Here is a 12,510-nt window from a genome sequence, read left to right as displayed (position 1 = left end):
AAATTTAACAATGATGAAAACTTTAATTCTTACTTTAACAGGTATTTCGGCAATTGCTTTCGGACAGGAAAAAAGAAATTTAGACTGGTCGACAAAAGATTCAATTGCTGTAAACAATGTGAATTCAATTTTTGTCAATTCAAAAAAATCTTTTGCAAATTTAAAATCAGATCTTCAGAATTCTTCTGAAATCAGGAAGAATGTTAATCAGCTCAATGTAAACACCATTAATTTCAATCCAATGATGAATGGTCAGTACATCGATCAGATGACTTCGGGAACGATGACAAGACCGAGAGTGGATGCCATCGACAGGGCAGGAAGAACGGTTTTAAGCGTTCCGGTTTACAAAACAAAATAATAAAAAATAACATAAAAATAATAATGGCAACAAGTAACGATATCAGAAAAGGTCTTTGCATCGAGTATAGCAATGATATTTTTAAAGTAATCGAGTTTCTTCACGTAAAACCAGGTAAAGGTCCTGCATTCGTAAGAACAAAATTAAAGTCTGTAACCAATGGTAAAGTAATTGACAATACTTTCTCTGCAGGTCACAAAATCGACGAAGTAAAGGTAATCACAAGAAAATTCCAGTATCTTTATGATGATGAGAATGGTTTCCACTTTATGAATAACGATGATTTCTCTCAGTTATATTTAAACAAAGAAATGATCGAAAACTCAAACCTGATGAAAGCAGGTGAAGAAGTAACTATCATTTTGAAGGAAGCAGACGAAACGCCACTTTCAGCAGAATTACCACAGTCTGTCTACCTTGAGGTGGTAGAAGCAGATCCGGGTGTGAAAGGAAACACAGCAACCAACGCTTTGAAAAATGCAATCGTTGAAACAGGAGCAAGAGTAATGGTTCCTTTGTTCATCGAGGCTGGAGACAAAATCAAAGTAAGCACAGAAGACGGTTCTTACTTAGAAAGAGTAAAAGAGTAATCACTTACAATATCAAAAGCTGAAAGCATTATAACTTTCAGCTTTTATTTTTTTATGGCAGCAATTTCCGCCCTCCGTTCCCGCTTTTTTGCCTCCGCTTCGCTGCAGCAAAAAGAGCTCCACTCAGGTCGGGCTGCAAAGTTTGGCAGTATAAATACCTTTTCAAAATCAAATTATTAAGTAGTAAGACACTAAAAATATCCACTGCATAAAAATCAATCATCAATCATTACTTATTACTCATCACTCATTACTAATAAATTATGACTTTCCATCAACCACAAAAACTAAAAACCATTGCTGACCTTATCGGCGCAAAATTCGTGGGTTCCGAAGATTTTCAGGTTTTTGGCACCAACGAAATTCACAGAGTAAAATCCGGTGAAATTGTTTTCGTCAACCATCCGAAATATTACGACAAAGCTTTAAATTCTGCTGCCACCATCATTTTAATCGATAAAGAAGTGGATTGTCCGGAAGGAAAAGCGTTATTAATCTCAGATGATCCTTTCGGAGATTTCAATAAAATCAATAACCACTTCACAAGAATCTACAACTTTACCGAAACACTCCACGATGTGGAAATAGGAGAGGGCACAAAAATTCATCCTTCAGCTGTGCTTGGCAACAACATCACCATTGGAAAAAACAGTTTGATTTTTCCAAATGTTGTCATCGGCGACCGCACTGTGATTGGTGATAATGTTGTCATTCAATCCAACACCGTTTTGGGTGGCGATGCATTTTATTACAGAAAACTCAACGGAAATTTTGACCGTCTGATTTCGGTAGGAAATGTTATCATCGAAAACAATGTAGAAATCGGAAACGGATGTACCATCGACAGAGGTGTTACGGATTCCACAATTATCGGGGAAGGTTCAGTTTTAGACAACCAAATCCAGATTGGTCACGATACTGTGATTGGGAAAAGGTGTCTGATTGCTTCTCAGGTAGGAATTGCAGGCTGTTGCATCATTGGTGATGAGGTTACCCTGTGGGGACAGGTTGGTATTGCTTCAGGAAATAATATCGAAAGCGGCTCCGTACTTTTAGGTAAAACAGGAGTCAACCGTGACCTCAAAAAAGGTACTTACATCGGCATGTTTGCTGAAGATTACAAAACTTACCTCAAAAAAGAGGTGAAATTGAGAAATCTTGAGTAAACAAATGCTTCGGTTTTATTTAAAATCAAAGAAAAATAAGTAAATTTGTGAGCATTAATAATTAAGAAAATAAATTTAAAAAACAATAAAATGTCAATTTTAGTAAACAAAGATTCTAAAGTAATTGTACAAGGTTTTACAGGGAACGAAGGTACTTTCCACGCAGGTCAAATGATTGAATACGGAACCAACGTTGTAGGTGGTGTTACTCCGGGGAAAGGAGGAAGCGAGCACTTAGGGAAGCCGGTTTTCAATACAGTTGCTGATGCAGTTGCAAAAGCAGGGGCAAACGTAAGTATCATTTTTGTACCGCCTGCATTTGCTGCAGATGCGATCATGGAAGCTGCTGAAGCAGGTATCAAGGTAATCGTTTGTATTACAGAAGGTATTCCTGTAGCTGATATGGTGAAAGTAAAATCTTACATCGCTGACAAAGACTGCAGATTGATCGGGCCAAACTGTCCTGGTATCATCACTTCTGATGAGGCTAAAATTGGTATTATGCCAGGTTTCGTTTTCAAAGCGGGTAAAGTGGGGATCGTTTCAAAATCAGGAACTCTTACTTACGAAGCTGCTGATCAGGTTGTTAAAGCTGGTTACGGAATTTCTACAGCTATCGGAATCGGTGGTGACCCAATTATCGGTACTACGACAAGAGAAGCTTTGGAATTATTCATCAACGACCCTGAAACTGAAGCTGTTGTAATGATCGGAGAAATCGGTGGAGGTCTTGAGGCTGAAGCTGCAAGATGGTACAAGGCAAGCGGTTCTACAAAACCAGTTGTTGGTTTCATCGCAGGTCAAACTGCTCCTAAAGGAAGAACAATGGGGCACGCAGGTGCAATCGTTGGTGGTGCAGAAGATACAGCTCAGGCAAAAATGGAAATCATGAGAGAAAACGGAATCAACGTTGTAGACTCTCCGGCAGAAATCGGTGTTACCATCGCAAAAGTTTTAGGATAAAAATAAATTTGATATGAAATTGCCACTAAAAAAACATTGCATATAAATACAATAGTGAAGTGGCGATAACATGTGTCCTTTAAAAATAATTAAAACTAAATATGAAAAAAATATTATTGGCATCAGCTTTAGCCTTTTCCCTCATGGCTTCTGCTCAGATCGATTTCAGAAATACAAGATTCGGTCTCACAGCAGGAGTCAACAATTCAAGAGTAAGAAATGCTCACAATCCTTCCGGTGGAAGATTTTCTTTCCAGGGGGGTGTTTTGGCATTGATCCCGATGGGAAGCTCCAATCAGTTTTTCCTTCAGCCGGAAGTTGTTTACTACGGTGCAGGTGAGTCTGGAAAAGATAAGGATGCAAAAGGTATGCAGGGCTACAACGCAATGTATGCAAACAATTACATCAGCGTACCGGTTTCATTTAAAGGCTATTTTTCTGAAGCTGAATCTGAGTTTTTCGGACAGATCGGCCCGAGATTCAACTTTTTGGTTGATCAGAAAGTTACAAACGAATCGAGAGAGATCTACCGTACAGACAGATTCGGAAAAGCAAAGTCTTTTAATTTTGCATTAGGTGCCGGTATTGGTTACAGCTACAAAAGACAGTTAGAATTGACTCTAAAATACGATTTCGGATTATCAAATACCTATCCGGATTTGGATGAGAGCAAGATCGACCCGAATTCTGCAAAGAAGAAATCTGAGCAGGTTTTAAGTCTTAGCTTAAGCTATATCTTCAAATAATATTTTTTGAATTAAAATAATAACGCCCGGTTTCCATTGGAAGCCGGGCGTTTTGTTTGTATAGAAATTATGCGGAAGCACTGACATTGCTATTTCTGGGCAATTTCAATCTTATTATTCATATATTGATTTCGTTTAATCTTCTCCCGTTCTATTTCTAATATTTTTTGAATCTTATCACCGGAAGCATCAGGAAAGATTTCTGAGATATTTCCTAAAGGGTGGTTAAAATACTGATGTTCGACTTTTAGAAAATTTTTTTTATCCAAATTAGCAATTTGCCAACCCTGCAATTCCAAATAAGTATTTTCGTAAAAATTGTCAGAATTCTGCTTTTTTAAGCCTACAAAATCCCACATAAAATTGTTTTCTGTATCCCAAATTTTTATTATTAATCCTGGAAGTCCTTGAAACTTATAAGGACCAAAATGAAAGTTGTATTCGCTGGCGAACCATGCAATCCATTTTCTCCCTCCATATTCAGTGGTTGCTTTTTGACATTTGATACCATTAAAATCTTGAGTATCGCTGCTTATTTGCCATTTTAATTTTATTTTTTCCTCATATTTCGCCAAGTACTGCTCTCCTAGAATATCCTGAAAAGTTACAATGTCAGATTTTGAATCGCTTGATATTTTATATTGATCATCCATTGACGACCTGAAATTTTCGTCATTATTTAAGAAATCACCGGTTTTATTTTTATGTTCCAGCGAAATCGCAAATAACGAATCTCTCTTTAAAACTCCATGTGATTGAAAGCTTGATTTTAAACTATTAAAAATTAAAACCTGTAATATTTTTTTTGTAGTAGTATCTATTTTGTTGGGCTTATATTTCATCTGATAATAAGCTCTATTATTCTGACAATAAAATATTATTGGAATTAAAAATATAATAAATTTTAAAAATTTCATCTTGTTACGTGTTTTGATTAAGACTGTCTTGAACCAAATATACAATGTTTAAGTGAAATCGATACTATTAGATTTACTTGATTTTGAATTAAAAAATGTTCCTCCAAAAAATAGAGGAGCAAATATTGAACATAATATTTTTGAATTGATTATAATTCGATAAGCAATTTTATAAGCTTTATGGATTAATAATTTTCATCCTATTTAAATGGATTTTGCTTTAAATTATTCTTTAATCCACTTCCAGATCTCCTTCATACTTGCCTTATTTCCGTACATTAAAATCCCGACTCTGTAAATTTTTCCTGCAACAAAAATCATAAAAATGGTCGTGGCCAAAAGCAGAAAAATAGAAAGTGCAATCTGCCACGCAGGAACCCCAAACGGAATTCTCGCAATCATCGCAACGGGAGAAGTAAACGGAATAATCGACAGCCAGAAACCAAGCGGACCGTCAGGATTATTCATCACAGAAAAGCTTCCGTACATTCCCAACATCAGCGGAAGGATGGCAAAAATGGTGAATTGCTGCGTTTCCGTTTCATTGTCTACCGCCGAACCTACAGCTGCGTAAATCGAGCTGTAAAACATATATCCCAAAAGGAAAAACACAATAAAAACGAAGATGATTAAAGGGAAATTCAGCTCCAGAAGGCTGTGGGAAATCTGAGTTCCCATTTCCACGATGTCAAATTTTGAAGTCATCTCTTCATCCGCCCCTGGAATATTTTTTTGAATCGATGAAAAGCCTGTGTTTAAAACCAAAGCACCAATCACCGACATGGTAATCCAAACCATAAACTGGGTGAGGGCAACCAGCGTTACACCCAGAATTTTCCCCATCATCAGCTCAAAAGGTTTCACAGATGAAATAATAATTTCAACCACACGGTTGTTTTTTTCTTCCAGGACGCTTCGCATTACACGAACGCCGTAAATAATGATAAACATAAACGTGACGTACATCAAAAGCATACTGAGCACGCTTTTCACACCGAAAGCCATATCAGAATCCTCTTTATCATCGTTTGTAAGATTGATGGTTGTAAGCGAAAATCTTTTATCCAGATCTTCCAGCTGGGAATTCTGAATGCCGAGCTTTTTTATTTTTTCTTTTTTTAGAACTTCATTGATGTCTGAGGCAATCATTTTTTTGGTGTCAAAACCAATTTTTGTGTTGAGCAAAAGCTGTGTGTTTTTTTCAAAACCTGCATAATCAGATCCGTTGAGCTGAGGTAAGATTAAAATTCCGTCAGTCGCTTCACTTTTCTTTAAAGACTCCACTTTCTTTGCCGGATTTGCCTCGGTAATAAAGTTATAATTGATTTTATCGTCTGATTTTAGGGCATTTTTAAATAATCCGCTGTTGTCTACCACCTCAATTTTCGTGTGGGATTCATTGGCTTTAAACATCAGACCGATGACTGCTCCAAAAGCCAAAAGAAGGATTGGAGCAAGAAGAGTAAGCACAACAAAAGATTTTTTCTTCACCTGTGTAAGAAATTCTCTTTTGGTTATTAAGATTATATTGTTCATAGATTTTTATTAAAAGGTTGGGTGCTGGAAGTTTGATGCTGGATGTCTGATCTTTGATCGTTTATCAATCATCATTTATCACTTATCATCCATTATTCGAGACTGCACTAATGAATACCTCATTCATGCTTGGGATTTTTTCCTCAAAAGTCCTGATGTTTCCGGTTTTTAAAACTTCGGTGATGAGTTCGTTTTGTGAAATTTCGTTTTTAATGTCAAATGTTGTCAGGCTGTATTCGCTTTTCAGATTTAAAACATCAAATTTTTCTTTAAACACATTGAAATTTTCCTGATTCACTTCAGAAAGTTTTACAGAGAAAATATTCTTCTTGAATTTCTCACGAACCTCAAAAACCCTTCCGTCAATAATCTTTTTTGAATTATTGATCAAAGCCACGTAATCACACATTTCTTCCACGCTTTCCATTCTGTGGGTGGAAAGAATGATGGTTGTCCCATTGTTCTTTAAATCTATGATTTGATCTTTAATTAAATTGGCATTCACCGGATCGAAACCTGAAAACGGTTCATCCAAAATCAAAAGATTGGGTCTGTGCAAAACCGTCACCACAAACTGGATTTTCTGAGCCATTCCTTTGGATAGTTCTGTTAGTTTTTTCTTCCACCACTGGTCGATGTGAAGTTTTTCAAACCATTTCTTAGCTTCAGAAAGCGCATCATTTTTAGACATTCCCTTTAGCTCACCAAAATAGAGAATCTGGTCTCCGATGCTCATGTTTTTGTACAAACCACGCTCTTCAGGCATATAGCCTATGTTTCTGATGTGTGATGGATTGAGTTTCTCCCCATCAATATGAATGTCGCCAGAATCTGCTTTGGTAATCTGATTGATGATTCGGATAAATGATGTTTTTCCTGCACCGTTGGGACCTAGAAGTCCGTAAATACTGCCTTTGGGAACCGAGATACTGAAATCGTCCAGTGCTATTTTTTTTCCCGAATCGTAGGTCTTTATAATATGCTCAGCTTTTAACATGAGAAATTTTTAGAAATAAATTAGTAGCCGAAAGTTACGGAATAATTAACTCAGAATAAAGGGCAAAAAAAAATCCTGATGATTATCAGGATTGAGTATGTTTTATTGTTTAACGATTTGCGTTACTTTCTGAGTGTTGTCGCTCAGAATGTAGCGAATCATGTATTTTCCGGGTCTGAGATTTCCAATATTGATTTCGCCCTTGTTGGCATTAATATTATAGCTGGCAACCTGTGTTCCCATAATCGAGTAAAAAGTAACGTTTTTGATTTTTAAGTTGGCATCCTTGGCTTTTACCATCAAAAAGTCTTTTGCCGGATTTGGATATGCCGTCAAAATTCCGTCATCAGATTTTTGAGATACGGAGGAAGGCTCTCTCAGTTGAGCTTTCAATTGATTTGAAAACCCTAAAAAGCTGCCTGTGAATATAATTAAAAGTAAAATTTTTCTCATTAAACGCATTTTTGCATATAAACTATTAACAAAAGTATTAAATAACTTTTTACTGTGCAACATCTTTTTGAGTCAGATGTATTAAATTTGTATCAATATTTCAAAAAGTATTCCAAAAAATGATATATTCAAGAAACAGAAGGCTCAGATCTACTGAAGCTGTGCGAAGTCTGGTAAGAGAAAGCCACCTTTCGGTAAATGACTTTGTAATGCCGGTTTTTGTGATGGAGGGAGAGAATAAAGAGGAACCGATCGCTTCAATGCCGGGGATTTTCAGACGAAGCCTTGATCTTACGGTAAAAGAATGTAAAGAACTTTTTTCACTTGGAGTGAAAGCAGTAAATCTTTATATGAAAGTTTCTGATCATCTTAAAGACAATACAGGAAAAGAAGCCTGGAACAAAGATGGATTGATGCAGCAAACCATAAAGGCAATAAAAGATGCCGTTCCGCAAATGATTGTAATGCCTGATGTAGCCCTGGATCCTTATTCTATCTACGGCCACGACGGGATTATTGAGAATGGAAAAATAGTCAACGATGCCACCAACGATGCTTTGGCCAGAATGTCAGTTTCACATGCTGAAGCCGGTGCAGATATTGTTGCGCCGAGTGATATGATGGATGGCAGAGTGCTCACCATCAGGGAAGCATTGGAGGAAAATGGTTTTCATGATGTAGGGATTTTAAGCTATGCTGCCAAATATGCGAGTTCATTCTACGGTCCTTTCAGAAGTGCTCTGGACAGTGCTCCCAAAGAAATGGGCGAAATTCCAAAGGACAAAAAAACTTATCAGATGGATTTTCATAATTCAAGGGAAGCTTTGAATGAAGTTTTCAAGGATGTGGATGAAGGTGCCGATATCATCATGATTAAACCCGGACTTCCTTATCTGGATATTGTTGCCAAAGTGCGTGAGGCAATTGATCTTCCCATCGCAGTCTACAACGTTAGCGGAGAATATGCCATGGTAAAAGCCGCTGCCCAAAACGGCTGGCTGGATAATGATAAAACCATCATCGAAAGCCTCACCTGCTTCAAAAGAGCCGGCGCAGATATGATTTTTACCTATTTCGCCAAAGAAGCAGCGATGCTTTTGAATAAATAATATAAAATATTCTCGCAGATTTTGCAGATACAGCAGATTTTAAATTTTTCATCCGCTTAATCAGTAAAATCTGCGGGAATTTTAGAAAATATTTAAAGAATATCAAAATCTTTCCCTCTTACAAATTTTGCAGCAAAAGGAGACTGATTTCCGGTATATTTTAAAACAAAGTTCTTTTTTGTATCTGTATTTACATTAGTCTGAACTTCAATATTTTGAGTGCTGAAACTTACGTCAAGATTTACTCCGCTGTCTTTTTCTAAATTAATTTCTACACTTTCAGCATAAAAAAGGGCGGTGCTCAGAAAATTAAACTTCACATTTTTTCTGTAAGCTTTAGATTCATCCTGCGTAAACTGAGAATATTTTCTCAAAATCTCAATTCCTGGAACATCGATATTAGTGATGCGGGATTTGGTTACATTGCTCACTTTGATTGTGAAATCTTTTGCGTTTTTCAGATCTCCTTTTACATCAATATTAAATAAGGAAGGCAGCGAAAGTCCGAAATCGAGCATACTGTCTTTGTTAAACTGAAAATCAGGAATCATTGCAGAGAATTTCTTTACCTCTTTTAACTGGTTTTTAACCCTTTCCAATTCTTCGCCGGCAAATAAATATCCGATCAGGTTATTATTGGTGGTACGCCAGTTTCTTCCATTTCTTTCATAAATTTCGCAAAGCATGGTGTCTTCAGAGGAATGGGGAAGGAGATCGATGTCCTGCCATTTAAAAACCTCCTTTGCGTACGGAAGTCTGTTGATAATTGAAGTTCCCAGATCGAGGGCGAGAAGTTCGGTAAGCTGTTGATTGTTTTGCATAAAAATTTGCTTTTTGGTTACAGTAAAAATAGAAAAATTTTCAGCAAAGTGAGATTATTAATTTAGAGCTTGTTTAAATTTTTATCAAATAAGTATTCTGGTTCAAAAACTCTTCGACGAGCTCAGAGTGACACCGTTAAATTAAGCGGTTAGTATTAGATTTGTCAGTCTGAGCCTGTCGAAGACTCAATTAATCAAACCATTTAAAATCAATATAATCAAACTATTTTAATAATTTTTAAACAGACTCTAAATGAAATATTTAAAATTAAATTTCATGGGTTGGCGAAAAAAACTTATTTTAGTTCAACCAAATTTTAACGTCACAAATATTAATTTCGAAAATAAATGGGAGTACTTGTTACCAACGAGACTGTAAAACAATTGTTTCATATTGCGCAGTCTATCGCCAGAGAAAATTACAACGCAACTTACGACGGGCCTCATATTCTGCAGGCTTTAATGCACAAAGATATTGGTCTGAATGAATTTTTAAAAAACATTGATAAAGATCCCGGATATTTTTATGAATGGGCAGATGTGCGTCTTGAAGAATATCCCAAAACTTCTCATTTGCCGTCTGAAGTAAAGGAAGGCGATTCTGTAGACCGGCTTCTTGAAGAGGCAGACGATATAAGACTTAAATTAGGTCTTGATGAAATTTCCCCAATCTGCATTCTTACCGCAATCGTAAAACCTGAAGTTTCATTTTCGCTTCAGCAATTAAAGTCTCTTCCTTTGAGAGAGCATGAAATCTTTAATTTGTACCGAAAAGATACCCCTTACGAAACGATTGATAACGGAGATTTTTCTTCTTTATTAAATGGCAGCAGTCATTCTGAAAATGCGTTTCCATCCATTAAAAATTATTGTGTTGACCGAACAGCACAGGCCCGAAACGGTGAAATTGAAAACATTATCGGTCGTGATAAGGAACTCAGAATGTTGGTTGAGATTCTTTGCAGAAGAACAAAACCTAACGTCATCATCATTGGTGAGCCCGGTGTTGGTAAAACAGCTTTGGTAGAAGGTTTCGCAACGGAAATCATCAAAGGAAATGTTCCTGAAATGCTTAAAAATGCAACACTTTTAGAGCTGGATACCGGAGCTTTGCTGGCTGGAACGTCCTATAAAGGTGAAATTGAAGACAGACTGAAGAAAGTAATCAATGAATGCAAGAAAATTGAAAAAGCAGTTTTATTTATTGATGAAATTCACTCACTTCTCGATCCAAAAGGAAGCATTGGAAATATCGGAAATATTCTGAAACCTGAACTGGCGCGTGGGGAAATTACCGTTATCGGAGCAACCACTCAGGAGGAATACAGAAAAATCATAGAACCGGAACAAGCCTTTAATAGAAGATTTGAAGTTTTAACCGTTTTGGAACCGGATGAAAAGACCTGTGTTAAAATGATCGACGTTCTTCTGGACGGTTACAAAAAACACCACGGAATTGAAGTTGAAAAAACAGCACTTCCCGAATGTGTACGTTTGGCAAAACGCTATTCTAAAGGTAAAAAACTTCCTGATGCCGCAATTGATCTTTTAGACAGAACAATGGCCGCCATCAAAATGCTGGACGAGCTTTCAGAAAAAGAACTGGAAAGCTGGAAAATAGTCTACGATCAGATTTTAACGGAAGAATACATTGACGAAAAAGATAAAGCTGATGAATTAATCTGGAATTACAATTTACTGAGAGATAAAATAAGTCCGATCTTGTGGGGTTCATTGAGTGAGCAGCCACAGATTGACAATTCCATGGCGGTGGAGGAAATTCAGAAGATTATTGAGCAGACGTTTGCCGAACTTCTTGAGCATGCCGCTGTAAAAAGAGAAAAAGTAGGCCGTCTTGAACTGGCCGCGGTTATGGCTGCAAAAACCAGCATTCCGATTGGCAAAATTCAGGCTCAGGAAAAAGAAAAACTTCTGAATATGGAAGGCCTTCTGATGAACAGGGTCGTTGGTCAGGATCATGCATTGAAAATCCTTTCAGATGCCATCGTTGAAAACCGAAGCGGATTAAACAAACCAGGGCAGCCCATCGGTTCATTCTTCCTTTTAGGCCCGACCGGAACGGGAAAAACCGAGCTCGCAAAATCGATGGCAGAACTTCTTTTTAATGACGAAAAAGCGATGGTTCGTTTTGATATGTCTGAATTTAAAGAAGAACATTCTGCGGCACTTTTATACGGTGCGCCTCCGGGCTACGTTGGTTATGAAGAAGGTGGAATGTTGGTCAATAAAATCAGACAGCAACCTTATACAGTTGTTTTATTTGATGAAATTGAAAAAGCGCATCACTCTGTTTTTGATGTTTTCCTTCAGATTATGGACGAAGGAAAAGTACATGATAAACTTGGGAAGGAAGGCGATTTCAGCAACGCTTTGATCTTATTTACTTCAAATATCGGAAGCGAAGAAATCGTAAAACAGTTTGAAGAAGGCAAAATTCCTGAATCAAAATCCCTGATGCAGATCATGTCGAATTCAGGACGTTTCAGACCCGAATTTTTGGCAAGGATTACTGAGATTATTCCGTTTGCACCGATTACAGAATCGATGGCAGAAAGAATTTTCAATATTCAGCTTAAATCACTTCACAATTCTTTATTAAGATTGGGAATGAGTCTGGAAATTTCTGATGAAGCGGTGAAAGGTCTGGCTTTAGGTGGTTTCAGCAGCAAATATGGGGCAAGACAGATTTCCGGAGTCATCAGATCTCAACTCGCAAGACCGATTTCAAAAATGATCGTAAGAGAAGAGGTAAAAGCCGGACAAACCCTCAATGTAGACTGGAATTCTGAAGAAGAAAAAACAGTCTGGACAGTTAATTAAATTATTTTGA

General features: G+C 37.1%; 12 protein-coding genes. 7 read left to right on the top strand and 5 right to left on the bottom strand.

The window, feature by feature from the left end; translation table 11 throughout:
• The first annotated feature begins 13 nt into the window (after window positions 1-13).
• The 5 genes from NG809_RS04695 to NG809_RS04675 all read left to right on the top strand — a co-directional run bounded on the left by NG809_RS04695 (window position 14) and on the right by NG809_RS04675 (window position 3,826).
• Complete coding sequence (locus NG809_RS04695) at window positions 14-361, top strand: hypothetical protein (protein ID WP_262148504.1); 348 nt, start codon at window positions 14-16, stop codon at window positions 359-361.
• 23 nt (window positions 362-384) lie between these two features.
• Window positions 385-951 (top strand): elongation factor P, encoded by a 567-nt coding sequence (gene efp / locus NG809_RS04690; protein ID WP_262148502.1) that lies wholly within the window; start codon window positions 385-387, stop codon window positions 949-951.
• Between the two features lie 263 nt (window positions 952-1,214).
• A complete protein-coding gene (locus NG809_RS04685; RefSeq protein ID WP_262148501.1) occupies window positions 1,215-2,117 on the top strand; it encodes a UDP-3-O-(3-hydroxymyristoyl)glucosamine N-acyltransferase in 903 nt (300 codons plus the stop codon).
• 90 nt (window positions 2,118-2,207) lie between these two features.
• A complete protein-coding gene (sucD, locus tag NG809_RS04680; RefSeq protein ID WP_056081696.1) occupies window positions 2,208-3,080 on the top strand; it encodes a succinate--CoA ligase subunit alpha in 873 nt (290 codons plus the stop codon).
• Between the two features lie 101 nt (window positions 3,081-3,181).
• Window positions 3,182-3,826, top strand: a complete 645-nt coding sequence (locus NG809_RS04675; protein WP_262148498.1) for a porin family protein — start codon at window positions 3,182-3,184, stop codon at window positions 3,824-3,826.
• Window positions 3,827-3,915: 89 nt separating this feature from the next.
• Here the strand turns inward: NG809_RS04675 and NG809_RS04670 are convergent, their stop codons facing one another.
• The 4 genes from NG809_RS04670 to NG809_RS04655 all read right to left on the bottom strand — a co-directional run bounded on the left by NG809_RS04670 (window position 3,916) and on the right by NG809_RS04655 (window position 7,729).
• The gene (locus NG809_RS04670; RefSeq protein ID WP_262148496.1) at window positions 3,916-4,743 is read right to left on the bottom strand and encodes a GLPGLI family protein; all 828 of its coding nucleotides are present in this window, start codon (window positions 4,741-4,743) and stop codon (window positions 3,916-3,918) included.
• 225 nt (window positions 4,744-4,968) lie between these two features.
• Window positions 4,969-6,279, bottom strand: coding sequence for an ABC transporter permease (locus NG809_RS04665; protein ID WP_262148495.1), 1,311 nt, complete (start codon window positions 6,277-6,279; stop codon window positions 4,969-4,971).
• Between the two features lie 85 nt (window positions 6,280-6,364).
• Window positions 6,365-7,276 (bottom strand): ABC transporter ATP-binding protein, encoded by a 912-nt coding sequence (locus NG809_RS04660; protein ID WP_262148494.1) that lies wholly within the window; start codon window positions 7,274-7,276, stop codon window positions 6,365-6,367.
• A gap of 102 nt (window positions 7,277-7,378) precedes the next feature.
• A complete protein-coding gene (locus NG809_RS04655) occupies window positions 7,379-7,729 on the bottom strand; it encodes a T9SS type A sorting domain-containing protein (protein WP_262148492.1) in 351 nt (116 codons plus the stop codon).
• Between the two features lie 119 nt (window positions 7,730-7,848).
• On the opposite strand from NG809_RS04655, the gene hemB reads away from it, so the two are divergent.
• Window positions 7,849-8,838 carry a porphobilinogen synthase gene (gene hemB / locus NG809_RS04650; RefSeq protein WP_262148490.1) on the top strand — a complete coding sequence of 330 codons (990 nt, stop codon included), beginning with the start codon at window positions 7,849-7,851 and terminating at the stop codon, window positions 8,836-8,838.
• Window positions 8,839-8,930: 92 nt separating this feature from the next.
• On the opposite strand, the gene NG809_RS04645 is transcribed toward hemB, so the two are convergent.
• Window positions 8,931-9,659 carry a hypothetical protein gene (locus NG809_RS04645; RefSeq protein WP_262148488.1) on the bottom strand — a complete coding sequence of 243 codons (729 nt, stop codon included), beginning with the start codon at window positions 9,657-9,659 and terminating at the stop codon, window positions 8,931-8,933.
• 348 nt (window positions 9,660-10,007) lie between these two features.
• Here NG809_RS04645 and NG809_RS04640 point away from each other — a divergent pair, with 348 nt between their 5' ends.
• Window positions 10,008-12,500: an ATP-dependent Clp protease ATP-binding subunit gene (locus NG809_RS04640; protein ID WP_262148486.1), complete on the top strand. Its 2,493-nt coding sequence runs from the start codon at window positions 10,008-10,010 to the stop codon at window positions 12,498-12,500.
• The last annotated feature ends 10 nt before the right edge of the window (window positions 12,501-12,510 follow it).

The organism is Chryseobacterium foetidum (genome assembly GCF_025457425.1).
Classification (GTDB): domain Bacteria; phylum Bacteroidota; class Bacteroidia; order Flavobacteriales; family Weeksellaceae; genus Chryseobacterium; species Chryseobacterium foetidum.
The sequence above is the reverse complement of the archived record's forward strand: the minus strand, read 5'-3'. Positions and strand labels throughout refer to the sequence as shown.

What these genes read in the sequence shown, in the direction of transcription:
- NG809_RS04695 (WP_262148504.1), top strand. Translation starts at nt 14, where the DNA reads ATGAAAACTTTAATTCTTACTTTAACAGGTATTTCGGCAATTGCTTTC.
- efp (WP_262148502.1), top strand. Translation starts at nt 385, where the DNA reads ATGGCAACAAGTAACGATATCAGAAAAGGTCTTTGCATCGAGTATAGC.
- NG809_RS04685 (WP_262148501.1), top strand. Translation starts at nt 1,215, where the DNA reads ATGACTTTCCATCAACCACAAAAACTAAAAACCATTGCTGACCTTATC.
- sucD (WP_056081696.1), top strand. Translation starts at nt 2,208, where the DNA reads ATGTCAATTTTAGTAAACAAAGATTCTAAAGTAATTGTACAAGGTTTT.
- NG809_RS04675 (WP_262148498.1), top strand. Translation starts at nt 3,182, where the DNA reads ATGAAAAAAATATTATTGGCATCAGCTTTAGCCTTTTCCCTCATGGCT.
- NG809_RS04670 (WP_262148496.1), bottom strand. Translation starts at nt 4,743, where the DNA reads ATGAAATTTTTAAAATTTATTATATTTTTAATTCCAATAATATTTTAT.
- NG809_RS04665 (WP_262148495.1), bottom strand. Translation starts at nt 6,279, where the DNA reads ATGAACAATATAATCTTAATAACCAAAAGAGAATTTCTTACACAGGTG.
- NG809_RS04660 (WP_262148494.1), bottom strand. Translation starts at nt 7,276, where the DNA reads ATGTTAAAAGCTGAGCATATTATAAAGACCTACGATTCGGGAAAAAAA.
- NG809_RS04655 (WP_262148492.1), bottom strand. Translation starts at nt 7,729, where the DNA reads ATGAGAAAAATTTTACTTTTAATTATATTCACAGGCAGCTTTTTAGGG.
- hemB (WP_262148490.1), top strand. Translation starts at nt 7,849, where the DNA reads ATGATATATTCAAGAAACAGAAGGCTCAGATCTACTGAAGCTGTGCGA.
- NG809_RS04645 (WP_262148488.1), bottom strand. Translation starts at nt 9,659, where the DNA reads ATGCAAAACAATCAACAGCTTACCGAACTTCTCGCCCTCGATCTGGGA.
- NG809_RS04640 (WP_262148486.1), top strand. Translation starts at nt 10,008, where the DNA reads ATGGGAGTACTTGTTACCAACGAGACTGTAAAACAATTGTTTCATATT.